The organism is Sulfitobacter sp. (assembly GCF_041552635.1).
GTDB lineage: Bacteria > Pseudomonadota > Alphaproteobacteria > Rhodobacterales > Rhodobacteraceae > Sulfitobacter.
On the sequence record NZ_JBFEKM010000009.1, the window covers coordinates 18626 to 42271 of the forward strand.

Below are 23646 nucleotides of genomic sequence, written 5' to 3' on the forward strand. Positions count from 1 at the left end.
AGACTTGAAAAAAGGTCGGGCGTGGGCGGCGTCAAAGAAAACGGTAAAGCGCCTTGGGCACCATGATGCGCAGGGCGTTGTCACGCAGGCGGACATGTCGCCAGATGTGGAAGCCGGCGTGCAGGGCGGCAATCAGGGCAAGGCCGTAGAATTCGATGCTGTGCAGCGTGCCAACCCAGTCATTGGCGCGCGGCATATCCAACGGGACGGCGATCGGCACGATCCCCCCGGCCCAAAGCTGCACAGTCGAGGTGATGCCAATCAGCAGCCCCGTCAAAGCGACCCCGAAGATGCCCCAGATCAAGGTCTTGTGCAGGATTGGATGCAGCCACCGCGCCCAGCCTGTCAGCTTGGGGCCGGGACGGCCAAGCAAGCCGTTGCGCAGATAGAGCCCCGTCCAGAACAGCGCGGCACTGACGAACACCAAACCCATCACGGAATGGAACCGCACCGCAAGGGGCCCTATGCGCGCCACGTCGGCGGGCTGCACCAGAATGAACCACGCAAACATCGGGACCATCGCCCAATGGACCAGTTTCAGAATGCGGCGTCGGTGTGGCCAGCGCATCTACTGCGGTCCGCGCGTGAGAGCAGGTAAGGACGGGCGCCGCACGATGCCACAGATCGCCCTATAGGCGGATCGCAGGGGAAATGCGGGACCGACTGTGGCCGGACAGGCAAAGGGGGTATGTAATAAACGTTTCATTCTGGGGCAACCACGGCGCGGCGCGGGTCAAAGTTTCGGGACGGGGCAATATCCCCCATCCTACGCCGCGCTATGACATCCCGTTTAGCCGGCTGGCGGCGGGGGCGGTGGCAGAACAGTGAAAAGCTGTGCCAACTCGTCCACGTCATCGGCGGTTTTCCAACCGTCCTGACCCGGCGTCCAGACAAATGTCGCCCGTGTCAGGCTGCCATCTGCCGCCATACGGCCCAAGGAGGCCTTGGAAAATGGACCCTTGGTTTCGCCATTTTCGGCAAGATGCCAGACCTTTTCGGGCATCGGTGGTGGTGTGTGGGCTGCGGCGGTCGGGCGCGGGCCCCACGGGCCTGCTTGTGCGGCGGCGGCCTGACCGATCTGCATGCCCAGACCTGCACCCAGACCTGCCTGCATCGCGGCCCCTGCGCCACCATCGCGGCCAAGCGCTTCGGCGGCCTGAAACTGGGTGTATTTGTTCAAGTCCCCGACCATCCCCATCGAAGACCGCTTGTCCAGCACCTCTTCCACCGCAGGGGGAAGCGATACGTTTTCGACGTAAAGTTCAGGGATCATCAGGCCGTATTCCGCAATGGTTGCCGAAATCTCGGTGCTGACGACCTTGCCCAATTCGCGGGTGTTGGCGGCCATATCCAAAATCGGAATTTGCGACATCGCAATACTACGCGAGAATTCCTGAACGATGATGTTGCGGATTTGATAGCTGATCTCGTCCATGGTGAATTCACCGTCGGTGCCAACGATTTCGGACAGAAAACGCGCGGCATCCGAGACTTTGACAGAATAGGTGCCATAGGCGCGCAGGCGCACGGGGCCGAATTCAGGGTCACGCACGATAATCGGGTTCTTGGTGCCCCATTTCAGATCGTTGAACCGCGTTGTGTTGACGAAATAAATCTCGGATTTGAACGGGCTTTTAAAGCCGTGATCCCAATGCTGCAGCGACGTCATGATCGGCATGTTGTTGGTTTCAAGCATGTAGAGGCCCGGCGTAAACACATCGGCCAACTGCCCTTCGTGGACAAACACAGCGGCCTGACCTTCGCGCACGGTCAGCTTGGCCCCGTATTTGATCTCGTGACCTTCGCGTTCAAAGCGCCAGACCATGGTGTCGCGGGTGTCATCGGTCCAGTGAATGACGTCGATAAATTGGCCGGAGAGGAAATCGAGAATACCCATGGTGTGGTCCTTTCGGGAGCGTGGCAGCGGGGCTAGATTGGCCCGCCAGTCAGTTCGCGGGCGATGATGCGGGTGATCGGGGCTGCTTGTTCGGCGCTCATTCCGGCCTGAAGGCGCGGGTCATACAGCATCTGGAGCAGCTTTTCGTCATGGCGGGTCAGCAGCGCAAATTCATCGTCATCGTTAAAGATCGACGGGCGCGCGATGGGGCTGTCATTGGCCAACCCCAACCCTTGGGCCAGTTCTTCGTGGATGCAAGACAGACGCATCAGCGACGGGTTTTCGGCGCGGATCACCGCGACCGCAGCGGTATAGACGCTGGGGTCGGCACCGCCTGCATAAGCCGCCACGATGCAATAGGTGTCGCGGCGCAGGTCGCGCAGGGCGGCAAGGCTGGCAGGGGTCACGCCGGGGATGCGCCGCGCGGCTTCTTGCAAGGCGGTATCGCGGTCATCTTCGCCGGCGACGATAACCATGAAATTAGGGGCACTGCCTACCACCGTAATCGGATGACTGGTTATCCCCGCCAGCCGCGCGGCATAGGTGCGGATCGTCGCCGCATCGGCTTGCTGTTCAGAAGGCGGTACGCTGTCACCAAAGACGATGGCCATGCGTACCGGGCTTTCCCAGCGGCGCATCAAGGTCTTGTCGCCATGGCCTGTCAGGTTGGCATTGTATTCGTTATAAAATGCGATTTTCTCAAAGTTGCGCACCAGCATATCGGCGGTAAAGGGCGTGTCAGGCCCACCACCATCGCGGCGCAACAGCCCAGAGTTAAGCTGCGCCTGTTGGATCTGGTTGAAATAGCTGCGCAATTTGGCGCTGGCCTCCGAGGTCGGCTTGGCCACCACGGGGGGGGGCATTGCGGCAAGCGTGGGGCGCGCAATGGGTTTCAACGTCGGGGCCACGGGGGGCGCTGCACAGGCGGTCAGCAGGGCCAAAGCGGCCCCTGCCATCATACCCCGCCTGTGCTGAAAAACTTCAAACCTCATCCCGAAGCACCCAAAATTTAACCGGCTGTTGCCGCTGGTTTCGGCGCGCTGGCCGATGCAAGCGTGTCGCGCAGCTTGCCTTCCATCTCTTGCAGTTCCTTTTCAGCCAAGGCACGGCGCGCCTTGCCTTCGTCGGCGATCTGAAGCGATTCCTCGATGGTGCCGATCAGGTCTGCATTGGCCTGTTTGACGGCTTCGATGTCGAAAACGCCGCGCTCCATCTCTGTGCGGATGATCTTGTTGCTTTCACGCAGGTTTTTCGCGTTCGAGGTCAGCAATTCATTGGTCAGATCATTGGCTTCGCGCACGGCCACGGCGGCCTCGGCGCTACGCTGGATGGTGACGGCTTGGGCCAGTTGGGTTTCCCAAAGCGGCACGGTGTTCACGAGGGTCGAATTGATCTTGGTGACCAAGGATTTGTCGTTTTCCTGAACCAACCGGATCGAGGGCAGCGATTGCATCGTCACCTGACGGGTCAGTTTCAGATCATGCACACGGCGTTCCAGATCGTCGCGCGCTGCGCGCATGTCGCGCAATTCCTGCGCAAGGATGACCTGATCATCCTCGGGTGCTGCTTTGACGGCGGCCTCTTTGGCGGGAATGGCAGTGGCATCCAGATCGGCCAGCTTGGCCTCGCCGGCGGCGATATAAAGCGCGAGTTCATCGTAGAATTGCAGCGTCTTTTCGTAGAGCATATCCAGCGATTTGATGTCTTTGAGCAGCGTATGTTCATGGGTTAACAGCTCACCTGTGACGTGATCGATCTGGGACTGGACCTTTTCGAACTTGGCGGTGAACTTGGCAAAGGGGGCGGCACGTCCCAGCAGGCGTTCCCACCAGCTGCGTTCGCGGCGGACATCAAGCTCGGATACCGAAAAGTCACGGATCGTCGTGACGATGTTGCGCAGGCTGTCACCGGCGGGGCCGATATCCTTGTTGCGCACGTCTTGCAGCATGGCCTGACTGATTTCTTGCAGTTCCGCCTGCGCACCGGACCCGAAACCGATGATGGAATGCGTGTCTTCCATGTCGATCTCTGCCATGCGGCTTTTGATTTCAGCGCTCATCGGGCCGTCGGCCTTGTCCAGGGTGATGACGGCATCGGCAGGCAAGGGCTCGGGTAATACAACAGCGGTGACCTCATCGACCAAAGCGATGGATTGCGATGCTTTTTCACGGACGGTTTCAGACATGGTTTTTGGGTTCCTGTTCTAGGGCAAAGCGGGTCACTTCAGACGCACACCTTCTTGGGAAAGCCGCTCGCGCAGCACGTCAATTTCGATGGTCAGGTCGGTTTTGTCATCCAATAACGACTTTTGGGTGCGTGCGGCAAAGTTTTTATCCAGATCATCCAATAAGATAAGATAATCGGCTTTGGCTTGCGCATCCTGAGTATTGGCAAAGATATCGGCGAACTTGATCGTGGCGTCGCGTGCGCCTTGTAAATACACCGACAGATATTTGCGTGCGCCGGTCAGATCGCGCGGATCTTCTTCGACGGTGCGGATCAGGGTTCGGGCGGTGGTCTGGAACTGTTCCAAGCGCTCTGTCGCTTGGCGATCGCGCGTGCGCACGATTGCGGCGCTCATCGCGGTCAGGTGTTTTTCAGCCTCGTCGACGACGCGGGCAACACGGTCTTTTTGAAAGCTGTCGACGCCCTCCATTCCCTTTGAGGTCAGCGGATCAATCCCAAAGGCGGACACATGCAGGCCGATGGCCGCAGCGCCGTAAAGAACCGCCGCCATCACACCGGGGTCGTTCTTGTAGGCGGCCAAGGCGACCCCGATACCGGTCAGCGCGCTGGCAATCATCTTGCGGGGCAGGGCGGGGCGTTCGGCCACTTTGCGCGCGCGGTAGGCCGCCTCGGCCTTGACCCCTTCGCGCAGCATCAAGGCGGCACCGGTCAGCGCTGCGGCTGCGACCAGTCCAAGGGCCAGCCCCTGCGCGCCATCGTTCAGCGACGTGAAAACCAGCACAATGCCAGGGATAAAAAGCAAGTTCGACCGCGCGCCGACAGGATCGACTTCGATCCTTTTGGTCTGCTTGGCATCGCCGCCCTGACTGTATTTTCCGCCGAAACGCTGCGCCATTACAGGCCCCCCAGCCAACCGGTGGCGACACCGAACAGCAGCACAAGCAAGGCCACATAGGTAATTTTTTGAAATGGAGTGGGTACCATAAGGCCCTCTTTGAATTGTAAGTTTGTGGGGCTTAAGATGTTCTGTGCCAAGTTCATGGCGCGCGCGACAAGTGTTGTCAAAATTAAAACAATCACGACAAGCAGCGACAAAAGAACGATAAATAGAAACAATCGACCCATCTGAATTTTCCCTCTGCACCACATATAGGGGTTCTGTCGTGGTGCTGCTAGGGATTATCCGGCAAGGGATCGTTGCCCCTTGCCGATAACGCCCAAATTCAGGGCTTGCGGGTGCTTTTCACGCGGGTGCCAAATTTGCGTGGGCTGGGCGCGTCTGACGGCGGTCGGGGCGCTTTGGATTTGCCGTAACCGGGCTTGGGCTTGCCGGGAATGACCTTGCCGGTCGCGGTCTTGTCGCCCGGTTCCTTGGGCAGGCCGGGGCGACCGGGGCCGGGAACGCCGGGTTTGCGCGGCTTGCGTTTTACGATGTGGCTTGGCTTTTTCTTGATGGCCGTGCCGGTGTTGTCCTCGATCTCGATGCCCAGCTGGTCCCGCACGACCTTGCGCTTAAGCTCTTCAACCTCGCCGGGTTTTAGTTCGCCCAACTGGAACGGGCCATAGCTGGTGCGGATCAGGCGGTTGACCGACAGATTCACCGCCTCCATTGCGCGGCGGATTTCGCGGTTCTTGCCTTCGCGCAAACCGATGGTCAGCCACGCATTCGCGCCTTGCTGGCGGTCCAGCGTGACGGTCATGGGTTGGAATTCTTCGCCGTCCACAGTGATGCCGGTGCGCAAAGGTTCCAGCATCTCGTCCGAGGGGCGTCCATTGACGCGCACGCGGTATCGGCGCAGCCATCCGTTTGACGGCAGTTCCAGCTTGCGCTTTACCTCGCCGTCATTGGTCAGCAACAGCAGTCCTTCGGAGTTCAAATCAAGTCGTCCGATGGTCATCACGCGGGGCATGTCTTCGGGCAGATCATCGAAAATCGTACCGCGGCCTTTTTCATCGCGATTCGTCGTCACAAGGCCGGTTGGCTTGTGATATAGCCACATGCGCGGCGGTTCGGGGTCGCCGACAGGTTTGCCATCGACGCTGATCTTGTCCGAGGGCGTCACGTTCAAAGCGGGCGAATCGATTTGCACCCCGTTGACGCGCACGCGGCCCGCTTCGATCATGCGTTCGGCCTCGCGGCGGCTGGCAAGCCCTGCGCGAGACAGAACTTTGGCAATGCGATCACCGGGCGGGGTGTCGGATTTGGGCGGCTGTGTTGGGTTATCTTGGCTCATGCACCAGCGCTTACCCTGTTTCAAACGCTTGCGAAAGGGTGCCGTTTGCGGCCATGTGGTGCAATGGTTTTTACGTCCTTCATGAATATCGCCCTCGAGGAAGCCCGCGATGCCGCTGCGCGCGGCGAAGTGCCTGTGGGTGCCGCCATCATTTCCCCCCAAGGGCAGGTCGTTGCACGGGCAGGCAACCGCACTCGCGAACTGAATGACCCGACCGCCCACGCCGAGGTGTTGGCGATCCGCGCGGCCTGTGCGGCGGCGGGGGTCGAACGCTTGGGGGGCTATGCGCTTTATGTGACGCTGGAACCTTGCGCGATGTGTGCCGGTGCGATTTCGGCAGCGCGGCTGGCGACCTTGTATTACGGGGCATCCGACCCGAAATCGGGTGGGGTGGCGCAGGGCGCGCGGGTGTTTTCCCATGCGCAGTGCCACCATGTGCCGGATGTGTACGACGGCATTGCGACGGCGCAAGCCGAGGCGTTGCTGAGAGATTTTTTCGTAAAGAAAAGAAAAGGATAGCCCGATATGGCAAACCAAGACGCGCTAAGCCTGTTTGTACGCGATGCCTTGGTCGCGGGCAAAACCCGGACCGAGATTTCCACCGCCCTGACCCGCGCGGGTTGGAGCGTCAGCGAAGTGCACGACGCATTGGCGGCTTGGGACGAGACCCCGTTTTCGCCGCCGATCCCGCGGCCTGTGGCGACCGTATCGGCGCGCGATTTCTTTGTTTACGCGCTGACCTTTGGGCTGTTGCTGACCGGCGCTGTGAATTTGGTGCTGGTGCTGCAAGCACTGGTTGATCTCGCCTTTGCCGAAGAGAATTATGGCACGACACGGCAGATCCGTTGGGGCGTGTCGGTGCTGATCGTGATGGCACCGTTGTATCTGTGGCTGACCCTGCGCGAGCGGCGGAAACTTGCGCAGGATCCCGCGCTTTACCGGTCGGCGATGCGCAAATGGCTGACGTATATTGCGCTGCTTTTGGCCGCCATGACCTTGTTGGGTGATCTGGTTGCGACGGTCTTTGCCTTGCTGACGGGGGATTTGACGGGGCAATTCTTGATCAAGGCGCTGATTATTATGGTCGTCGCAGGGGGGATATTCTTGTTCTACTTCAAGGACATTCGGCGCGGCGAACCGCAATGAACCGGATTTTGCTGATCGGGTTTTGCGCGCTGGTTGCTGCGGCCATCGGCGGCGGTCTTTGGGTTGTCGGCAGCCCGACCCACGCGCGGCTGCAAAAACAAGACGCTGACCGGCTTGAGGATCTTGCCGGCTGGCGCAGCCGCTTGCGCTGTGTCGGGGACGATGAGGTGCTTCCTCAAAGCCTTGCAGAAGTGCCGGATTGCCCCGGATCGACCGCTTTCGCCAGCAGGGCATTGCCGACCCAAGACGCGGTCACCGGCGCGCCCTATGTTTATCACCGCCTAAGCGATCAGGCGTTCGAGGTTTGTGTCACACTGGCGTTGGACCCCGAGGAGGCACGCAAGGCCGGATCCCTGCGCACGGACATGGAGCTGCGCGCAGGGAATGTTGTGTGTTTGACTGGTACGATCGCGCCGAAAAACTAGATCGCGATGGCTTTCATCACTTCGGGTTCAATCACATTGACGCCGGGCAGACCGTCGACCAGCGCTTGGGCGGATTGTTCAAGTGCGGGAAACGTTTTGTAGTGGCCGGGGATTACCGTTTTGAAGTCAAAGTATTTTTTGGAGGCATAGGCCGCCTGCGCCATGTCCATCGTATAGAAACCGCCCGCACTTAGGATGCCGATATCGGGTTTGTGATAGTCGCCCATCCATTCCATATCTGCCATAATGCCGGTGTCGCCCGAGACATAGATCGTGTGGCCCTCGCCCGAGATCATGAAACCGGTTTCGGCCCCCATATAGACCGGCCCGCTGTCCCCGCTGACCGATGAGGAATGCGATGCGGGCACCATGGTCACCGCGACTTTGCCGCAGTTGATCGTGCCGCCTTTGTTAAAGCCTGTGGTGTTCTGGACGCCTTGGGCATCGAAATATCCCATCAGTTCGACCATGCCCGCAACCGGTGCGCCGGTTGTTTCTGCGACCATTTTCAAATCTTGCGTGTGGTCGAAATGGCCGTGGGTGATCAGGATTTGCGTGGCCCCCTCAAGGGCTGCTGCGTGGTGTTCGCTGTCCAGCATCGGGTTGCCCGTCAGCCAGGGGTCGATCAACAAAACCTGATCTTCTAATTCAATGCGAAAGCTGCCGTGGCCGAGCCAGATAATGTTCATGTGGGTTCTCCCTTGGGTAAGTCTGAACGAGAGCTTAGCCCATGTTGCCGCTTTGGGGAGCCTCCGGCGGGAGTTTATTTGGCAAAATGAAGCCAAGGCGGGGTGATTGGGCCGCTTAGGGCCAGCCCAGACTTGCAGGGGGCAGCGGGGGGCGGTAAACGGCTGCCAAAGAGATAAGGAGCGCCCATGTCCATTGACGAGACCACAGCCGCACGGGTGGCCAAATTGGCCCGTATCAAGGTTGACCCCGCCGCGTTGCCAGCACTTGCGCAAGAGTTCAACAATATCCTTGGATTCATCGAGCAGCTGAATGAAGTCGATGTTGAGGGGGTCGAGCCGATGACGTCTGTCACGCCTCAGGTGCTGAAACAGCGCGACGACGTGGTGCGCGACGGTGGCCAGCAGGCCAAGATTTTGGCGAATGCGCCAGATGCGCGCGAAGGATTTTTTGCGGTCCCGAAGGTGGTGGAATAATGGCTGATCTGAACAAACTGGGCTTGGCCGATGCGCGCGATGCATTGCGCAAGGGCGATGTGTCGTCGGCGGAACTGACGGGCGCATGTCTGGGTGCGATCGAGGGTGCGGGCGCGTTGAACGCATTTGTGCACCACACCGGCGATCTGGCGATGGATCAGGCAAAGGCTGCCGATGCGCGGATCAAGGCGGGCGATGCGCCTGCGATGTGCGGTTTGCCGATTGGCATCAAGGATCTTTTCTGCACCAAAGGTGTGCCGTCACAGGCCGGATCGCGCATTTTGCAGGGCTTCTTGCCGGAGTATGAAAGCACCGTGTCACAGAACCTGTTTGATGCGGGCGCTGTGATGCTGGGCAAGCTGAACATGGACGAATTCGCCATGGGATCGTCGAACGAGACATCGGTTTATGGCAATGCGGTGAACCCTTGGCGGCGTGCGGGCGATGATGCCCAACTGACGCCCGGTGGTTCGTCTGGTGGGTCAGCGGCGGCAGTTGCGGCTGATTTGTGTCTGGCGGCGACGGGTACGGATACCGGCGGGTCGATCCGCCAGCCCGCGGCGTTTACCGGCACCGTGGGGATCAAACCCACCTACGGGCGGTGTTCGCGTTGGGGTGTGGTGGCGTTCGCGTCCTCGCTGGACCAGGCCGGACCGATGACCAAGACCGTGCGCGATGCTGCGATCATGCTGGGTGCGATGGCGGGCTATGACGCCAAAGACAGCACATCCGCAGATCTGGCCGTGCCAGATTTCGAGGCCGCCCTGACCGGCGACATTCGTGGCAAAAAGATCGGCATCCCGCGCGAATATCGCATGGATGGCATGCCCGAAGAGATCAATGAGCTTTGGCAGAATGGCATTGCGATGATGCGCGATGCTGGGGCCGAGATTGTCGATATTTCCCTGCCGCATACGAAATATGCGCTTCCCGCCTATTACGTGATCGCCCCGGCCGAGGCGTCTTCGAACCTCGCGCGCTATGACGGTGTGCGCTATGGCCACCGCGCCAAGCTGGATCAGGGCGACGGCATCACAGAGATGTATGAAAAGACCCGCGCCGAAGGGTTTGGCCCCGAGGTGCAGCGTCGCGTGATGATCGGGACATATGTGCTAAGCGCCGGTTTTTACGACGCCTATTACAACCGTGCCCGCAAGGTGCGCACCTTGATCAAGAAAGATTTCGAAGACGTATTCGCCAGCGGGGTCGACAGTATTCTGACGCCCGCGACCCCGTCAGCAGCCTTTGGTCTCGGCGAAATGACGGATGCGGATCCGGTCGCAATGTATCTGAATGACGTCTTTACTGTGACGGTCAACCTTGCAGGTCTGCCCGGTATTGCGCTGCCCACGGGCACCAATGCCCAAGGTCTTCCTTTGGGGCTGCAATTGATCGGCCGCCCTTGGGAAGAGGCGGATCTGCTGTCTACCGCCTATGCGCTTGAGAAGGCGGCAGGCTTTGTAGCCAAGCCTGCGAAATGGTGGTAAAAGGCCCGAAACAATGCAGTGCAGATAAAAAAGCAGGTCCAATGATCATACGTTTCTCTCTTGTTGCAGCCATGGGCATGGCCCTGTCCGCGTGCCAGCCCGCGATCCCCGACAGCGGGCGCGGCGTCGGGTTCAACGACAGCTTTCAGGCGGGGCAAACGCAACGTGATGCGGCCTTGACCAGCGGATCATCGGCGGCACTGCCAGCACCTGCTGCGGTGACCGCCGCGCCGCTTGCGCCCATGGACGGCTCTGCCGAAGCAACAGCGGCCGAGACCGCGCGGATACTGGACGCGACACGCCCCGGTGGTCTGGGCAATGATGCGGCGACCAATTCGGGGGTTGAACCGGTGAACGCCAGCCCGTCAAACCCGGCACCACCGGTGTTGAACGCCGAAGGCATATCGCAGGAAAACAACTTTGACGCCGTGGCAGGGGAACGCAGCATCGCGGGTGATGCCGCAAGGATCGCCGCAAACCGCGCGCAATACCGCGTTGTCCAACCCGAGGCATTGCCAGACCGCGCCGATGCCGGACCAAATATCGTCGCCTACGCTCTGCAAAACACACATGCCGTGGGGACCAAGATTTACACCCGCCGCGGCTTTAACAAAGAACGCAAATACGCGCGCGCTTGTGGCGAATACAGCCACCCAGACCAAGCCCAGATCGCCTTTCTGAGCGATGGTGGCCCACAGCGTGACCGCGCGGGCATGGACCCCGATGGTGATGGCTTTGCCTGCACTTGGGATCCAAGCCCCTACCGCAAGCGTGTTGACGGCTAACTGCGTTTTATCGTGGACGTGAAACAACACCCGTCCCCAAATTTCGGGCCGCGCCGCGATGGGCTGCGGCCCTCTTTGGTTGTGATCCATTACACAGCAAAGGAAAACGCCGCAGCGGCGCTTGAGAGGCTTTGTGACGCAACGGCCGAAGTCTCGGCGCACTACCTGATCTCGGGTCAGGGATGCGTGACGCAGATGGTCGCAGAGGACATGCGCGCGTGGCATGCGGGGCAGGGCGAATGGGCCGGGCAGAATGATATCAACTCCCGTTCTATCGGGGTTGAATTGGACAACCGTGGCACGCACCCGTTTTCGGAACCTCAGATGTCTGCGCTCGAAACGCTATTGCGGGGCATCATGGACCGTTGGGGTATCCCGCCTGCGGGCGTAATCGGCCACTCAGATATGGCACCGGGCCGAAAAATGGACCCAGGCCCAAAATTTGACTGGGCCCGCCTTGCCCGGCAAGGCATGGCAGCACTTGGTCATGTGGCACCTGAGACAGCCGTGCCCCTACCAGACAATTTCATAGCAACGGCCAACCAAGCAGGCTTTACGGCTGAAGCAGAGTTGGAAACATTGCTACACACGACCCGCCTGCGCTTTGCTCCGTGGCGCAAGGGGCCGCTGTGCACGGCAGACTTCGATCTTTGCCACGTTCCTCCTTCCAAATGGAAATAAATCCCCGCCGGAGGCATCCTTGGTTCAAAACAGATTGACCCCGCCCGACCCAAGGCGCTAGGCGTGCAGCGCGCGGAAGGCTGGATGGCCGCGGGCTTGGCAACAGGTTCGAGGAAAGTCCGGACTCCCAGAAGAAACGGTGCCGGGTAACGCCCGGGCGGGGCAACCCGACGGACAGCGCCACAGAAAATATACCGCCATCCCAGCGGGTCGGGCAACCGATACCACCGGGGCGGTAAGGGTGAAACGGTGCGGTAAGAGCGCACCGCGGGGGTGGTAACATCCCCGGCATGGCAAGCCCCACCGGGAGCAATGCCAAATAGGGACCGCGCGCCGCGTCTGGCAACAGGCAAGGCGGGGCTTCTTCTGCCCCAGCAGGTCCGGGTTGGCAGCTATAGCCATGCAGGCAACTGTATGGTCAGAGGAATGGTCATCCCCTGTCTTCGGGCAGGGACAAAATCCGGCTTATAGGCCCTCCGCGCATCTTTTTCGGCTGAAACTCGGAATTTTAAAAATTCCGGACCGGAAAATTCGAATTTTCCGCCTCCTTTCCGCTGACGTCGGGAAATAGCGGTTGACTCGGGCGCAGGCGTGACTAGAACCCAAATCTCAGGATTTCACGAGTACGGGGTCGATTAGCGGTCCGCTCGTTGTTGCAGGAGAACGACTATGGCGAAGCCAACCACGATCAAGATCCGTCTGAACTCGTCCGCGGGCACAGGCCATTTCTATGTTACAAAGAAAAACGCGCGTACCATGACCGAAAAGATGGTCATCAAAAAGTACGACCCCGTTATTCGTAAGCATGTCGAATACAAAGAAGGCAAGATCAAGTAAGATCTGCCGATCTTTTTGAACGCAGGACCGCGCCCTTGTGTGCGGTCTTTTGCGTTTTTAGCCTATGATTCTCTGCCGCCTGTTCCGAAAGTGATCCGATGCCCAAAGAAGGTCATTACATCAATCGCAGCAATTGGCTGCGTGCTGCCGTTTTGGGCGCAAATGACGGAATCGTTTCAATGTCGAGTCTGCTGGTAGGGGTTTCCTCGGCGGGGATGGAACCTGGAAATGTCGTGCTGACAGGCTTTGCCGGCCTTACAGCCGGGGCATTGTCCATGGCAGCAGGTGAGTATGTTTCGGTTTCTGCGCAGGCGGATGTTGAAGCGGCTGATCTTGAACGTGAACGCATCGCTCTAGAACAAGATCCGGACTACGAATTGGAAGAGCTTGCAGAGGGCTTGGAAAGCCGGGGGGTTGAACCCTCGCTCGCCATCGAAGTTGCTACGCAGTTGACCGATCACGACGCTTTGGGGGCCCATGCCCGCGAAGAGCTAGGGATGTTCGGCCTTGCTGGTCAGGCGAACCCGTTGCAGGCCGCTGGGGCGTCTGCCCTGGCCTTTGGCGTCGGGGGGGCATTTCCCCTTGCTGCAGCCCTTGTGGCACCGACGGCGACGGATATCGCGACCATTGCAGTGACCGCTGTTCTGGCGCTCATCTTGCTGGGGGGCGGTGGTGCTAAACTTGGCGGTGCGCCCATTAGGCCCGCGATGGCCCGGGCGGTCATTTGGGGGGTGGTGGCAATGGCCTTTACCGCCGGGGTCGGTCAGCTTTTCGGCGCTACTGTCGTCTGATCCGCAATGCTTGCACCGGATGGCTGGTGCCAGACGGGACCAGGGTGCTTTGATAGGCACAGCCAAGCCCGTCAGACCACGGTCAAGCAGTCTACCGATCTTTCGGCGCGATGCCCTTTGTTGCGGCGGTCTGGCGCGCAATATCTTCAATGTCATATTTCAAACCGCGCCGTGTGGTCGACGCAGGTTGATGCGCGCGGCTGACCCCGTTGCGCCGGTCCAGCTTGGGTCGGATCGGGCGCGGCACAAAGCCACCTGCGCAGTTGGGGCAGACATTCTCTAATACATCCTCGACGCAGGCGGCGCAGAAGGTGCATTCATAGCTGCATATCCGTGCATCAGAGGCATCTGCTGGCAGGTCCTTGTCGCACATCTCGCAATTGGGGCGTAGTTCAAGCATGGTGGTTCTCCTGTCATAGCGCGCCTTTGTTCATCAAACGCTGAGGCTGTGCCCAGTGCAAGGCGACATTGCAGGACGAACGAAAAACGCCCGCCAGATTTCTCTGACGGGCGCTTGATTTCAGGGTCGGACCCTTTCGGATACTGCCGGGCAGATGTCCGCTTATTCGCGGTTCCCAAAGAGCTGCAGCAACATCATGAACATGTTGATAAAGTTCAGGTAGAGGCTAAGCGCGCCCATGATCCCGGACTTTTGCAGCCACTCTTGGTCGCCGTGCTGGGCGTGGGCCAAGTATGTGTTCTTGATGTTCTGCGTGTCATAGGCAGTCAGACCCGCAAAGATCAGCACACCGATGGCAGAGATTGCGAATACCAGTGCAGGCGATCCAAGGAAGATGTTCACGACCGATGCCACGATCAGGCCGATCACGCCCATGATCAAAAAGCTACCCCATCCCGAGATGTCTTTCTTGGTGGTGTAGCCCCACAGGGACAAACCCGCGAAAGAGATCGACGTGATCAAGAAAATCTGGATGATCGAATAGCCGGTGAACACCAGAAAGATCGAGCTGATCGAAACGCCCATCACGGCTGCGAAAGCATAGAACAAGGTCTGTGCCGTGGCTGCCGAGATTTTGTTCATCGCGGCACCTAGGCCGAAGACAAAGGCAAGAGGTGCGAACATGACCACCCATTTGAGCGGCGACAGGTACAGCGCCGACCCGAGCGACGTGAGGTAGGTGTCAGCCCCGATCTGCGCCACGGCAGCAGCGGGATCTGTCGTTACCGCAAGGCCGGAAATGGCCCAGGCAGCAGCAAAGGTGATGAGCATGCCAATAGACATGGTGCCATACACCTTGTTCATGTGAGCGCGCAGGCCCTCGTCGATAGTGGCGGCGCGGGTTCCGGTTGCGGACCGGATGGTGTTCACGTCGGCCATGAATGTCCTCCAAAAAGCTAAATAATGGTTGCGGTGTCGGCAATCCGACCCCGGTATTGCAACGAATATCGGGTCAGACGCCCCGTTTTTCAAGAGTTTAACGGCGATAAAAGGTTCTTGTTCCAACAAATTATCCGGTTTTTGTCCGGCCCCAGAGATGTACAGCGCAAATCTTTGTATTAGCTGTATTTTTATGGCTATGTGGGTGCGCTGTTTTTCTGGCAGCTGTTGTAACTGGTCGCGAGGTTTGGATGCAGGCACAGGGCTGGCAGCCAAAAGCTTCGTAACCATCGCATCTCGTAACGCCAAAATACCGCTGTGCCAGGACAAAGATCTCGCGTTGGTTGTGTAACTGTCTGCGGTTTGATCACTTGAAGTGGGTGCGAAACTCTTGCCGGCGACCAACCAAGGTGCTGGGTGAAACCGTACGGACCAACGTCCTTCGTGATTCCATTTTTCAGTGGTTTCTGGCGCATCTGAAGGGGCGTTTATAGCTGTTGCGACAACTACAGTGTATTTAGGTTGCAAATAGGCAAAACTTTGCCAGTTGACTCAAGGAGCGCGTTATCGGTCACAAGTGCATGTTAAAATATTGATATTAAATTATTTAATCTGCTTTCGTTGCGGGCATTCCCTGCTTTATATGCTCAACTATAACGGTACAACGCAGCCTTATTCTTAAAAAAAGGCAGAAGTCATTTTGACCTGTCAGGTTTCAGCGGTAGGTTGTGTGCACGGATAAGGAGAGTTAATGTGGAATTACTCAACACGTTCAGTGTTTCTGGGGAGAAAGCGCGAATGTCAGAGTTTTTGAACGGGCGTTCATATTCATTTTGTTTGCGCAACATTGATATAATTGTAAGATAACGTCCAAGCTAAAGCTTGGTACCTCTGCCAAAGATCCCCTTGTCACGTAACGATCCGGACGTATGTATACGTCCAATTTTTTAGAAAGAAGAAACTGATGCCCCATAAAGTTGATATCCACGTAGGAAAGCGCATTCGCCAACGTCGCTGGCTCGCTGGCGTAACGCAGCAACAGCTTGCTGAAGTAGTCGGGATCAAATTTCAACAAATCCAAAAATACGAAACAGGTGCAAATCGCGTCAGCGCGTCCCGTCTTTGGGATATCGCAGATGCCCTGAATGTGAGCGTTGCGTACTTCTTCGAAGGTATGGAAGCCGAGAAGATCAAGACCGACGCTGTGCCAGACAATATCCCTGCCGATCTGATCGGCGACAAGGAAGCGATGGACCTTGTGCGTTCGTATTACGCTATTCCTGAAAACCAGCGTCGCCGTTTGTTCGAACTTGCGCGGGTTTTAAGCGACGTAGCATAAGATGTGACTGTTTCATCCGATCTTGCAAAGGCCTGCCGATGATGGCAGGCCAAGACCTATGAAACAGCATCCTCACGACACCCCCGATGTATTGCGTGTAGGGCATCTGCTTGCAGATGCTGCACGCCTCGCCACCTTACCGTATTTTCGTACCGCTGCATTATCTGCGGACAACAAGCTGGCGGGTGGGTACGACCCTGTTACCGAAGCAGACCGTGCGGCTGAGCGCGCGATGCGCGAAATCCTGAGCAAAGAGCGCCCGGATGATGCGATTTTGGGCGAAGAATATGGCTCGGCCTCGGGGCAATCCGGGCTGACTTGGGTTTTGGACCCGATTGACGGCACGCGGGGCTTTGTGTCTGGCACACCGACTTGGGGTGTCCTGATTGCCCTAAGCGATGACAATGGGCCGTTTTTTGGCATCATCGATCAACCCTATATCGGCGAGCGGTTCATCGGCACATCATATGATGCCATGTTGACGGGCAGCAGCGGAACCCATCCGCTGAAAACCCGCACAGCACGAGATATCTCCGAGGCGACGGTTTTCACCACATTCCCCGAAGTGGGTTCTGCCGCCGAAGGGGCTGCCTTCGCCGAAGTCTCCCGCAAAGCGCGCCTGACCCGCTATGGTATGGATTGCTATGCCTATGCCTTGGTCGCCGCAGGACAGGTTGATCTGGTCATAGAGGCGGGGTTGCAGGCCTATGATATTCAGGCACCGATTGCGGTTGTGCAGGCCGCAGGCGGCATCGTGACCGATTGGCAAGGTGGTCCAGCCCATCTAGGTGGGCGCGCAATCGCGGCTGCGAATGCAGAAATCCATGCGCAGGCATTGGCAATCCTAAGGGATTGCGCGCCATGACGACGCTGCTGATCCGGGGGGCGGATCACCTTTTGACCATGGATGATGACCGGCGCGAATTGGCGGGTGCTGATGTTCTGGTGCGCGATGGGGCCATCGTTGCCGTAGGTCACGGGATAATTGGCGACAGTCAGGTGATTGACCGGGTGATCGACGCCAGTGGCTGTGTCGTGACGCCGGGGCTGGTGAACACGCACCACCATTTGTACCAGACCTTGACCCGTGCTGTCCCCGGTGGACAAGATGCGTTGTTGTTTGGCTGGCTCAAGACGCTTTACCCGATCTGGGCGCGGTTTACGCCCGATCATATGTTTACCTCGGCGCAGATTGGTCTGGCCGAATTGGCGCTGTCGGGCTGCACGCTCAGCTCTGATCATCTGTATCTTTACCCCAATGGATCGCGTCTTGAGGATACGATTCATGCTGCCGCCGAAATCGGCCTGCGGTTTCAGCCGACACGCGGCGCGATGAGCATCGGTGAAAGTGACGGCGGGCTGCCGCCTGATGCGCTGGTCGAGAACGAGGCCGCGATCCTGAACGATTGCATTCGTGTAATCGACGCCTTTCACGACCCGTCGCAGGGATCGATGTGTCGCGTCGGCATAGCACCCTGTTCGCCGTTTTCAGTAAGCCGCGATTTGATGCGCGATACTGCGGTACTGGCGCGCGACAAAGGGGTGATGTTGCACACCCATCTGGCCGAGAACGACGAAGATATCGCCTATTCCCTTGAAAAATTCGGCTGCCGTCCGGGGGAATATGCCCAAGACCTAGGCTGGACCGGCCCCGATGTCTGGCACGCCCATTGTGTCAAGCTGGATGCCAGCGAAATTGATCTGTTTGCCCGCACCGGCACCGGTGTAGCGCATTGCCCCTGTTCGAATTGCCGTCTTGGGTCGGGTATCGCGCCGATCCGCGCCATGCGTGATGCGGGCGTGGCCGTTGGGCTGGGCGTGGACGGATCGGCCAGCAATGATGCGGGCAATCTGGTGGCCGAGGCCCGTCAGGCGATGCTGTTGCAACGCGTCGCCCGCGGGGCCGATGCGATGAGCGCGCGCGAGGCGCTTGAGATTGCCACGCGCGGCGGGGCGGATATTCTGGGCCGTCCCGAATGCGGCCGCATTGCTGTGGGCGCGCGGGCCGATATTGCCATATGGGACGTCAGCGGCATTGAGGCGGCTGGCAGTTGGGATCCGGCAGCACTGTTGCTTGCCGGGCCAACGGCCGTACGCGATCTGGTCGTCGAAGGCCGTATTGTGGTTGCTGACGGCCAGTTGAAAACCATTGATCTATCAAAGCAAATTGTGAAGCAAAACCAGATGGCTCGGGCTTTGCGGGATCGGGTATGAGACGATTTTTACTTTGTTTTATTATGTTGGCGTCATTCGGGGTGCCCGTCCTTGCAAACCCCGCTGCGATCAAAGCGCTGAACGATTTGCGCGCGTCCAAAGGCGTGGCCCCGGTTGTTTATTCGACCAAGCTTGAGGCCGCAGCACAGGCGCATGTGCTGGATATGGCCAAGCATGGCTATTTCGCCCATGAGGGGCGCAGCGGGTCAAGTGTCGGAGACAGAGTTAGAAAACAGCGCTACAAATGGTGTTTTGTTGCGGAAAACCTTGCCAAGGGGCAGCGCGATTTGAACCAGGTTATGCAGGGATGGGCTAATTCGCCCGGCCATTATGCAAATATGATCAACAAGAACGCCCGCGAGTTCGGGTTGGTCCAAGGACCGGACCGGATTTGGGCAATGGTTCTGGCAGCACCTTGCTGACCCGCTAGCGTGTTGATCCGTTAGGCGGAGCGGCTGCGCCGCATTTCTATTCCGGGCACTTGATGCTGCGTGAGCCAACGGTTTTGGACGGCAGTGTCTGGTGTGGGGCAAGGACGCTCCGCGGGGAGTTTATTTGGCAAAATGAAGAGGATTCAGGGCCGCTTTTGGCCGTTGACCCAGACGTCTGTGATCGCGCGGTCGTCGCCCATCATAATGGTCGCAAAAACCTTGTCCCAGATGTCCTCTGCCGTTGTGGCGCGTTGGGTGATGGCGGGTGTCGAGGCGAGGTCGAGGATTGTGATATCAGCCTCAAGCCCTGTTTGAAGCGCGCCTATATTGTCTTGCAGGTGCAAGCTGCGCGCGGAGCCTGCAGTGGCGAGCCACATCAGCTGAGCGGCATGGAGCGGGGTGCCGCGCAGTTGGCCGATCTCGTAGGCCGCGGCCATGGTGCGCAGCATCGAGAAAGAGGAGCCGCCGCCGGTGTCGGTGGCAAGGCCGATGGGTATGTGGCGCGCGGCAAGGCCCGCCATATCAAACAGGCCCGAGCCGATAAATGTGTTCGATGTCGGACAGTGAACAACGGCAGCGCCGGTTTCCGACAAACGGTCGATTTCGCGTGGCGTCATGTGGATGGCATGCCCAAAGACCGCGCGCGGGCCTAACAGGCCATGTTCTTCGTAGGTATCAAGGTAGTCGCGGGCATGGGGGACAAGGTCACGGACCCATGCGATTTCATCGACCTGTTCGCTAAGGTGGGTTTGCATCAGGCAATCTGGGTTTTCGCCCCAAAGCGCGCCAAGGGCCGCCAGTTGGTCGGTGCTTGAGGTCGGCGTGAAGCGCGGTGTGATTGCATAGCTGGCGCGTCCTTTGCCGTGCCAACGGTCGATCAGGGCCTTGCTGTCGTCATAGGCGGTCTGCGCCGTGTCGCGGAGCCCGTCGGGCGCGTTGCGGTCCATGCAGGTCTTGCCAGCCACGATGCGCTGGCCCCGCGACGCGGCAGCGTTGAAAATCGCATCAACGCTATGGGGGGCGATGGTCGCGTAAGAACACACCGTCGTTGTGCCATGGTCCAGCGTCAGATCAAGATAACGGCCCGCGATATCAGCCGCATAGGCCGGATCGGACAGGCGCATTTCTTCGGGGAAGGTATAGAGGTTGAGCCAGTCAATCAGGCGCTTGCCCCAGCTGGCGATGATGGCGGTTTGGGGGTAGTGCACATGCGCATCCACAAAGCCCGGACAGATCAGCGCATCGCCATAATCAGTCACCTGTGCGCGCGGGTGGGCGGCGCGGAGTGTTGCAGCCGGGCCAACGGCCGCGATATGGCCGCCTTCGATCAGGACACCGCCTGCGTTGTCGATATGGACGGTTTCGTTCCAGCTGTCGGTAAGCGGATTGCCGTTGAAATGCAGGGTCTGGCCGAGAAGGAGTGCTTGGTTTTTCATGGCTCCCTTTTAGGGGGTGGTCGGGGCGGGGACAATCGCCCAAATGTCACGTTGCGCGCCATTGTATCCCCTTGCAGGCCCCCCTATTATCGTTGCGACCGGAAAAGGGGTGTGTGATGGCCGATGAACTTCAAGAACTTGAGCACCCCGTTGAAGCAGAGGACGATTCCGAAGCCTACCGGTTGAACCCCAAGGCTGTTGCCTCGATCCTTTATGCGGTCGAGATTGATGATGCCGCCAAGCTGACCGAGCTGATGGAGCCGCTGCACGCGGCGGATATCGCTGACCTTTTGGAGCAGATCAGCAGTTTCGAGCGGACCAAGCTGATCCGGCTTTATGACCGCGAATTCGACGGCGAAATCCTGTCGGAACTTGACGAATCCATCCGCGAGGAAGTCATCGGCATCCTGACCCCGCAGGTGTTGTCCGACGCTGTGCGCGACATGGACAGCGATGATGTTGTCGACCTGATCGAAGACCTTGAAGATGCGCAAGCCGAAGCGATTTTGGGTGCGCTTGAAGATGTGGACCGTGCCGCTGTCGAGCAGGCGATGGCATATCCGGAGTATTCCGCCGGTCGTCTGATGCAGCGCGAGGTCGTGATGGCCCCCGAACACTGGACGGTGGGCGAGGCGATCGATTATTTGCGCAAAACCCCCGAGGATGATCTGCCCGATCAGTTCTATCACGTCGTGATGGTTGATCCGCGGCTGCATCCGGTGGGCAATGTCACGCTGGGCAAGCTGATGCGCTCAAAGCGGGCGACGCCGCTGCGCGATATTCTTGAGGATACCTTTCAGGTGATCCCGGCCACCCAGCCCGAGGGCGATGTGGCCTATGCGTTCAACCAGTATCACCTGATCTCGGCCCCTGTGGTCGATGACGAAGGCCGGTTGATCGGGGTCATTACGATTGATGATGCCATGGCCGTACTGGACGAGGAACACGAGGAAGACATCTTGCGTCTGGCCGGTGTCGGTGAAGGGTCGCTGTCCGACCGCGTCATAGAGACGACAAAACAGCGCCTGCCGTGGTTGGCGGTCAATCTGGTGACTGCGATTGCAGCGTCGATGGTTATTTCACAATTCGAAGTTGCGATTGCGCAGATCGTGGCGCTGGCTGTGTTGATGCCGATTGTTGCGTCGATGGGCGGCAATGCGGGCACCCAAAGCCTTACCGTGGCCGTGCGCGCCATCGCAACACGCGACCTTACTGGGTCGAATGTTTGGCGGGTGATCCGGCGCGAATGTCTGGTGGGGCTGATCAACGGAATCATCTTTGCCGTTGTTATGGGGATTGTGGGGATCGTTTGGTTCGGCTCGCCCGCGCTGGGCTATGTGATTGCGACGGCCATGGTGATTAACATGGTTGTTGCAGGCCTCGCGGGGACAGGCATTCCGATTGTGTTGGAACGGATCGGTGTTGATCCTGCGCTGGCCTCGGGGGCGTTTGTGACGACGGTCACGGATGTGGTGGGCTTTTTCGCGTTCCTTGGCCTTGCTGCCGCCGTGTTGCTGTGACCGATCTGGCGGCGATCAAGGATGCGGCCCGCAAGGCAAGCTTTGCCCGCCGTAGCCCACTGTTCAAGGCTGCGAATGCCGCACAAGCCGGATATCTAAGCGAGGTTCTTGCAGGCTATCGCGGTGTGCCGCTGTCGGGATTTATGCCGATCCGGACCGAAATCGACCCGTGCCCGGCCATGGCCGAAGCATCTGCGCATGGTCCCGTCGGGGTGCCCGTGATCATGGGCGCAAACCAACCGTTGCGCTTTTCGCGCTGGACGCCCGAGGGGGTGATGATAGCGGGTCCCTTCGGGGCGAAAATTCCCGAGACTGACGATTTTTTCGACCCCGAAATCGTGATTGTCCCGTTGCTGGCCTTTACGCGCAAGGGCGACAGGTTGGGGTATGGCGGCGGGTTCTATGACCGCACGTTGGAACAGCTTCGCGCGCGGCGGGCCACGTTGGCCATAGGCTTTGCCTTTGCGGGGCAAGAGGTCGACGCGCTGCCGCTTGAGCCCACAGATCAACCGCTGGACCTGATCGTGACCGAGGCAGGCGTTATAGATGTCCGCGGCTAAGCCGTTGAAAGTTTCTCGATGAGATCGCCCCGATGATATTGGCGCTCGCAATCCTTGGCGCGATCACTGTGGCGGCGGGTGTTTTGTGGTCGGGGCCAGTGCGGCGCAGCGTGACATGGGCTGCGATGACGACACCGCTGGCGTCGATCATCGGCAGCGGATTTCTGGTATTGGGGCCGATCCTGATGGCCCATTATGGCTGGCTGGCCCCTGTGGTCATGGCCGGACTATGTGGCGTCGCCTATCTGTTCGGGGCCGCAATCCGCTATAATATGCGCCGGCTTCAGGCTGGCGAGGCAATGCCAAAAGGGCTTGAGGCGGCATCATCCTGGGCGCTGAGTTTTGCCTATATCGTGTCTGTCGCCTATTATCTGAACCTGTTCGGCGCCTTTGGCGTAAGTTTGACGCCCTTTGACAGCGCAGTTGGGGCCAAGTTACTGACCAGTGCTGTCTATCTGCTGATCCTGACCGTCGGTTGGACGCGCGGCTTTGCCTCGCTTGAGCGGTTGGAATACCTTGCTGTGACGATCAAACTGGCGATTATCGCGGGTCTGTTGGTGGCGCTGTCGGCGTTCTTTTGGGGCAAGGTGCAGGTGGGCGCGCTGGTGGTTATCCCGATAGAAATGTCCGGCTGGGCGGCGGTCACGCTGGCCTTTGGACTGATCGTCACAGTGCAGGGGTTCGAGACCTCGCGCTATCTGGGTGATACCTATGAGGCTGGCACCCGTGTGCGGTCGATGAAGTGGGCGCAATGGCTGTCGACCCTGATTTACATGATCTACATCGTGCTACTGGCCTATGTCTTTCACCGCGATGACCTGCATTTCAGCGAAACGGCCATCGTTGACATGATGGCCGATGTGGCACCGATCTTGCCGTTTTTGTTGGTTGCTGCCGCTTTGGCGGCGCAGTTTAGCGCCGCAGTGGCCGACACCAGCGGATCAGGTGGACTTATGGAAGAACTGTCGGCAAAACGTATTTCCGTGCGCATGGGGTATCTGCTGCTCACGGTGGTTGGGTTGCTGCTGACGTGGGGCGCGGATGTGTTCCAGATCATCAGCTATGCCTCGCGGGCATTCGCGGTCTACTATGCACTGCAAGCGGCCATTGCGGCGATCAGCACCAGCAAGCAGGGTGCAAAAAACCGCAGCTTGGGATTTGCCGCCTTGGCGGC

27 protein-coding genes and 1 other RNA gene are annotated in these 23646 nt (G+C 58.9%); 17 read left to right on the forward strand and 11 right to left on the reverse strand.

Going from position 1 to position 23646, the window contains the following annotated elements; all coding sequences use genetic code 11:
• Nucleotides 1-31 precede the first annotated feature (31 nt).
• The 7 genes from ABYT07_RS01935 to ABYT07_RS01965 all read right to left on the reverse strand — a co-directional run bounded on the left by ABYT07_RS01935 (nt 32) and on the right by ABYT07_RS01965 (nt 6318).
• Nucleotides 32-568 carry a cytochrome b/b6 domain-containing protein gene (locus ABYT07_RS01935; protein WP_372989008.1) on the reverse strand — a complete coding sequence of 179 codons (537 nt, stop codon included), beginning with the start codon at nt 566-568 and terminating at the stop codon, nt 32-34.
• A gap of 222 nt (nt 569-790) precedes the next feature.
• The gene (locus ABYT07_RS01940; RefSeq protein ID WP_372989009.1) at nt 791-1897 is read right to left on the reverse strand and encodes an SPFH domain-containing protein; all 1107 of its coding nucleotides are present in this window, start codon (nt 1895-1897) and stop codon (nt 791-793) included.
• A gap of 32 nt (nt 1898-1929) precedes the next feature.
• On the reverse strand, nt 1930-2889 hold the full coding sequence (locus ABYT07_RS01945) for a DUF2927 domain-containing protein (RefSeq protein WP_372989010.1): 960 nt from the start codon (nt 2887-2889) through the stop codon (nt 1930-1932).
• Between the two features lie 17 nt (nt 2890-2906).
• Nucleotides 2907-4082: a toxic anion resistance protein gene (locus ABYT07_RS01950; RefSeq protein WP_372989012.1), complete on the reverse strand. Its 1176-nt coding sequence runs from the start codon at nt 4080-4082 to the stop codon at nt 2907-2909.
• A 33-nt stretch (nt 4083-4115) separates the two neighbouring features.
• Nucleotides 4116-4979, reverse strand: a complete 864-nt coding sequence (locus tag ABYT07_RS01955; RefSeq protein ID WP_372989013.1) for a 5-bromo-4-chloroindolyl phosphate hydrolysis family protein — start codon at nt 4977-4979, stop codon at nt 4116-4118.
• Entirely contained in the window at nt 4979-5209 is a 231-nt protein-coding gene (locus ABYT07_RS01960; protein WP_372989015.1) for a hypothetical protein, read from the reverse strand. The genes ABYT07_RS01955 and ABYT07_RS01960 overlap by 1 nt, the downstream gene beginning before the upstream one ends.
• A 98-nt stretch (nt 5210-5307) precedes the next feature.
• Nucleotides 5308-6318, reverse strand: a complete 1011-nt coding sequence (locus ABYT07_RS01965; protein WP_372989017.1) for a pseudouridine synthase — start codon at nt 6316-6318, stop codon at nt 5308-5310.
• Between the two features lie 63 nt (nt 6319-6381).
• Between ABYT07_RS01965 and ABYT07_RS01970 the strand changes: the two genes are divergently transcribed.
• From ABYT07_RS01970 to ABYT07_RS01980, 3 genes are read left to right on the forward strand one after another with little or no spacing between them, the layout of a single operon-like run.
• A complete protein-coding gene (locus ABYT07_RS01970) occupies nt 6382-6837 on the forward strand; it encodes a nucleoside deaminase (protein ID WP_372989019.1) in 456 nt (151 codons plus the stop codon).
• A gap of 6 nt (nt 6838-6843) precedes the next feature.
• A complete protein-coding gene (locus tag ABYT07_RS01975) occupies nt 6844-7464 on the forward strand; it encodes a DUF5671 domain-containing protein (RefSeq protein ID WP_372989021.1) in 621 nt (206 codons plus the stop codon).
• Nucleotides 7461-7889 carry a hypothetical protein gene (locus tag ABYT07_RS01980; RefSeq protein ID WP_372989023.1) on the forward strand — a complete coding sequence of 143 codons (429 nt, stop codon included), beginning with the start codon at nt 7461-7463 and terminating at the stop codon, nt 7887-7889. Before ABYT07_RS01975 ends, ABYT07_RS01980 begins: the two co-directional genes overlap by 4 nt.
• On the opposite strand, the gene ABYT07_RS01985 is transcribed toward ABYT07_RS01980, so the two are convergent.
• The gene (locus tag ABYT07_RS01985; RefSeq protein WP_372989025.1) at nt 7886-8578 is read right to left on the reverse strand and encodes a metal-dependent hydrolase; all 693 of its coding nucleotides are present in this window, start codon (nt 8576-8578) and stop codon (nt 7886-7888) included. The two genes, ABYT07_RS01980 and ABYT07_RS01985, sit on opposite strands and share 4 nt — an antisense overlap.
• 186 nt (nt 8579-8764) lie before the next feature.
• Between ABYT07_RS01985 and gatC the strand changes: the two genes are divergently transcribed.
• From gatC to ABYT07_RS02020, 7 genes are all read left to right on the forward strand, one after another.
• Nucleotides 8765-9052 (forward strand): Asp-tRNA(Asn)/Glu-tRNA(Gln) amidotransferase subunit GatC, encoded by a 288-nt coding sequence (gene gatC / locus ABYT07_RS01990; protein ID WP_372989026.1) that lies wholly within the window; start codon nt 8765-8767, stop codon nt 9050-9052.
• A complete protein-coding gene (gene gatA, locus ABYT07_RS01995; protein WP_372989027.1) occupies nt 9052-10539 on the forward strand; it encodes an Asp-tRNA(Asn)/Glu-tRNA(Gln) amidotransferase subunit GatA in 1488 nt (495 codons plus the stop codon). Before gatC ends, gatA begins: the two co-directional genes overlap by 1 nt.
• A gap of 41 nt (nt 10540-10580) precedes the next feature.
• Nucleotides 10581-11324 (forward strand): hypothetical protein, encoded by a 744-nt coding sequence (locus ABYT07_RS02000; protein ID WP_372989029.1) that lies wholly within the window; start codon nt 10581-10583, stop codon nt 11322-11324.
• A gap of 18 nt (nt 11325-11342) precedes the next feature.
• A complete protein-coding gene (locus tag ABYT07_RS02005) occupies nt 11343-12005 on the forward strand; it encodes an N-acetylmuramoyl-L-alanine amidase (protein WP_372989049.1) in 663 nt (220 codons plus the stop codon).
• 72 nt (nt 12006-12077) lie between these two features.
• Nucleotides 12078-12489, forward strand: an RNA gene (rnpB, locus tag ABYT07_RS02010) — RNase P RNA component class A.
• Between the two features lie 185 nt (nt 12490-12674).
• The gene (gene rpmG, locus ABYT07_RS02015) at nt 12675-12842 is read left to right on the forward strand and encodes a 50S ribosomal protein L33 (RefSeq protein ID WP_005852281.1); all 168 of its coding nucleotides are present in this window, start codon (nt 12675-12677) and stop codon (nt 12840-12842) included.
• 98 nt (nt 12843-12940) lie between these two features.
• Nucleotides 12941-13633: a VIT family protein gene (locus ABYT07_RS02020; RefSeq protein ID WP_372989031.1), complete on the forward strand. Its 693-nt coding sequence runs from the start codon at nt 12941-12943 to the stop codon at nt 13631-13633.
• Between the two features lie 91 nt (nt 13634-13724).
• Here ABYT07_RS02020 and ABYT07_RS02025 read toward each other — a convergent pair whose 3' ends face one another.
• Nucleotides 13725-14033 (reverse strand): DUF1272 domain-containing protein, encoded by a 309-nt coding sequence (locus tag ABYT07_RS02025; protein WP_372989033.1) that lies wholly within the window; start codon nt 14031-14033, stop codon nt 13725-13727.
• A 162-nt stretch (nt 14034-14195) separates the two neighbouring features.
• A complete protein-coding gene (locus ABYT07_RS02030) occupies nt 14196-14972 on the reverse strand; it encodes a Bax inhibitor-1 family protein (RefSeq protein WP_372989034.1) in 777 nt (258 codons plus the stop codon).
• Nucleotides 14973-15936: 964 nt separating this feature from the next.
• Here ABYT07_RS02030 and ABYT07_RS02035 point away from each other — a divergent pair.
• From ABYT07_RS02035 to ABYT07_RS02050, 4 genes are read left to right on the forward strand one after another with little or no spacing between them, the layout of a single operon-like run.
• On the forward strand, nt 15937-16311 hold the full coding sequence (locus ABYT07_RS02035) for a helix-turn-helix domain-containing protein (protein WP_372989036.1): 375 nt from the start codon (nt 15937-15939) through the stop codon (nt 16309-16311).
• Between the two features lie 58 nt (nt 16312-16369).
• Nucleotides 16370-17176 carry a histidinol-phosphatase gene (hisN, locus tag ABYT07_RS02040; RefSeq protein WP_372989038.1) on the forward strand — a complete coding sequence of 269 codons (807 nt, stop codon included), beginning with the start codon at nt 16370-16372 and terminating at the stop codon, nt 17174-17176.
• Nucleotides 17173-18525: an 8-oxoguanine deaminase gene (locus tag ABYT07_RS02045; RefSeq protein WP_372989040.1), complete on the forward strand. Its 1353-nt coding sequence runs from the start codon at nt 17173-17175 to the stop codon at nt 18523-18525. Before hisN ends, ABYT07_RS02045 begins: the two co-directional genes overlap by 4 nt.
• Nucleotides 18522-18947 carry a CAP domain-containing protein gene (locus tag ABYT07_RS02050; RefSeq protein WP_372989041.1) on the forward strand — a complete coding sequence of 142 codons (426 nt, stop codon included), beginning with the start codon at nt 18522-18524 and terminating at the stop codon, nt 18945-18947. The genes ABYT07_RS02045 and ABYT07_RS02050 overlap by 4 nt, the downstream gene beginning before the upstream one ends.
• A gap of 152 nt (nt 18948-19099) precedes the next feature.
• Here the strand turns inward: ABYT07_RS02050 and guaD are convergent, their stop codons facing one another.
• Nucleotides 19100-20392, reverse strand: a complete 1293-nt coding sequence (gene guaD, locus ABYT07_RS02055) for a guanine deaminase (protein ID WP_372989043.1) — start codon at nt 20390-20392, stop codon at nt 19100-19102.
• A 116-nt stretch (nt 20393-20508) separates the two neighbouring features.
• Between guaD and mgtE the strand changes: the two genes are divergently transcribed.
• The 3 genes from mgtE to ABYT07_RS02070 all read left to right on the forward strand — a co-directional run.
• Nucleotides 20509-21912, forward strand: a complete 1404-nt coding sequence (gene mgtE, locus ABYT07_RS02060) for a magnesium transporter (RefSeq protein WP_372989045.1) — start codon at nt 20509-20511, stop codon at nt 21910-21912.
• Nucleotides 21909-22472, forward strand: a complete 564-nt coding sequence (locus ABYT07_RS02065; protein WP_372989046.1) for a 5-formyltetrahydrofolate cyclo-ligase — start codon at nt 21909-21911, stop codon at nt 22470-22472. The genes mgtE and ABYT07_RS02065 overlap by 4 nt, the downstream gene beginning before the upstream one ends.
• A 32-nt stretch (nt 22473-22504) precedes the next feature.
• The coding region (locus tag ABYT07_RS02070) for a hypothetical protein (protein ID WP_372989048.1) at nt 22505-23646 on the forward strand (1142 nt) is incomplete at its 3' end.

Bases quoted from the DNA above. Each gene is read 5' to 3' on its own strand.
- ABYT07_RS01935 (WP_372989008.1), bottom strand. From the start codon at position 568: ATGCGCTGGCCACACCGACGCCGCATTCTGAAACTGGTCCATTGGGCG.
- ABYT07_RS01940 (WP_372989009.1), bottom strand. From the start codon at position 1,897: ATGGGTATTCTCGATTTCCTCTCCGGCCAATTTATCGACGTCATTCAC.
- ABYT07_RS01945 (WP_372989010.1), bottom strand. From the start codon at position 2,889: ATGAGGTTTGAAGTTTTTCAGCACAGGCGGGGTATGATGGCAGGGGCC.
- ABYT07_RS01950 (WP_372989012.1), bottom strand. From the start codon at position 4,082: ATGTCTGAAACCGTCCGTGAAAAAGCATCGCAATCCATCGCTTTGGTC.
- ABYT07_RS01955 (WP_372989013.1), bottom strand. From the start codon at position 4,979: ATGGCGCAGCGTTTCGGCGGAAAATACAGTCAGGGCGGCGATGCCAAG.
- ABYT07_RS01960 (WP_372989015.1), bottom strand. From the start codon at position 5,209: ATGGGTCGATTGTTTCTATTTATCGTTCTTTTGTCGCTGCTTGTCGTG.
- ABYT07_RS01965 (WP_372989017.1), bottom strand. From the start codon at position 6,318: ATGAGCCAAGATAACCCAACACAGCCGCCCAAATCCGACACCCCGCCC.
- ABYT07_RS01970 (WP_372989019.1), top strand. From the start codon at position 6,382: ATGGTTTTTACGTCCTTCATGAATATCGCCCTCGAGGAAGCCCGCGAT.
- ABYT07_RS01975 (WP_372989021.1), top strand. From the start codon at position 6,844: ATGGCAAACCAAGACGCGCTAAGCCTGTTTGTACGCGATGCCTTGGTC.
- ABYT07_RS01980 (WP_372989023.1), top strand. From the start codon at position 7,461: ATGAACCGGATTTTGCTGATCGGGTTTTGCGCGCTGGTTGCTGCGGCC.
- ABYT07_RS01985 (WP_372989025.1), bottom strand. From the start codon at position 8,578: ATGAACATTATCTGGCTCGGCCACGGCAGCTTTCGCATTGAATTAGAA.
- gatC (WP_372989026.1), top strand. From the start codon at position 8,765: ATGTCCATTGACGAGACCACAGCCGCACGGGTGGCCAAATTGGCCCGT.
- gatA (WP_372989027.1), top strand. From the start codon at position 9,052: ATGGCTGATCTGAACAAACTGGGCTTGGCCGATGCGCGCGATGCATTG.
- ABYT07_RS02000 (WP_372989029.1), top strand. From the start codon at position 10,581: ATGATCATACGTTTCTCTCTTGTTGCAGCCATGGGCATGGCCCTGTCC.
- rpmG (WP_005852281.1), top strand. From the start codon at position 12,675: ATGGCGAAGCCAACCACGATCAAGATCCGTCTGAACTCGTCCGCGGGC.
- ABYT07_RS02020 (WP_372989031.1), top strand. From the start codon at position 12,941: ATGCCCAAAGAAGGTCATTACATCAATCGCAGCAATTGGCTGCGTGCT.
- ABYT07_RS02025 (WP_372989033.1), bottom strand. From the start codon at position 14,033: ATGCTTGAACTACGCCCCAATTGCGAGATGTGCGACAAGGACCTGCCA.
- ABYT07_RS02030 (WP_372989034.1), bottom strand. From the start codon at position 14,972: ATGGCCGACGTGAACACCATCCGGTCCGCAACCGGAACCCGCGCCGCC.
- ABYT07_RS02035 (WP_372989036.1), top strand. From the start codon at position 15,937: ATGCCCCATAAAGTTGATATCCACGTAGGAAAGCGCATTCGCCAACGT.
- hisN (WP_372989038.1), top strand. From the start codon at position 16,370: ATGAAACAGCATCCTCACGACACCCCCGATGTATTGCGTGTAGGGCAT.
- ABYT07_RS02045 (WP_372989040.1), top strand. From the start codon at position 17,173: ATGACGACGCTGCTGATCCGGGGGGCGGATCACCTTTTGACCATGGAT.
- ABYT07_RS02050 (WP_372989041.1), top strand. From the start codon at position 18,522: ATGAGACGATTTTTACTTTGTTTTATTATGTTGGCGTCATTCGGGGTG.
- guaD (WP_372989043.1), bottom strand. From the start codon at position 20,392: ATGAAAAACCAAGCACTCCTTCTCGGCCAGACCCTGCATTTCAACGGC.
- mgtE (WP_372989045.1), top strand. From the start codon at position 20,509: ATGGCCGATGAACTTCAAGAACTTGAGCACCCCGTTGAAGCAGAGGAC.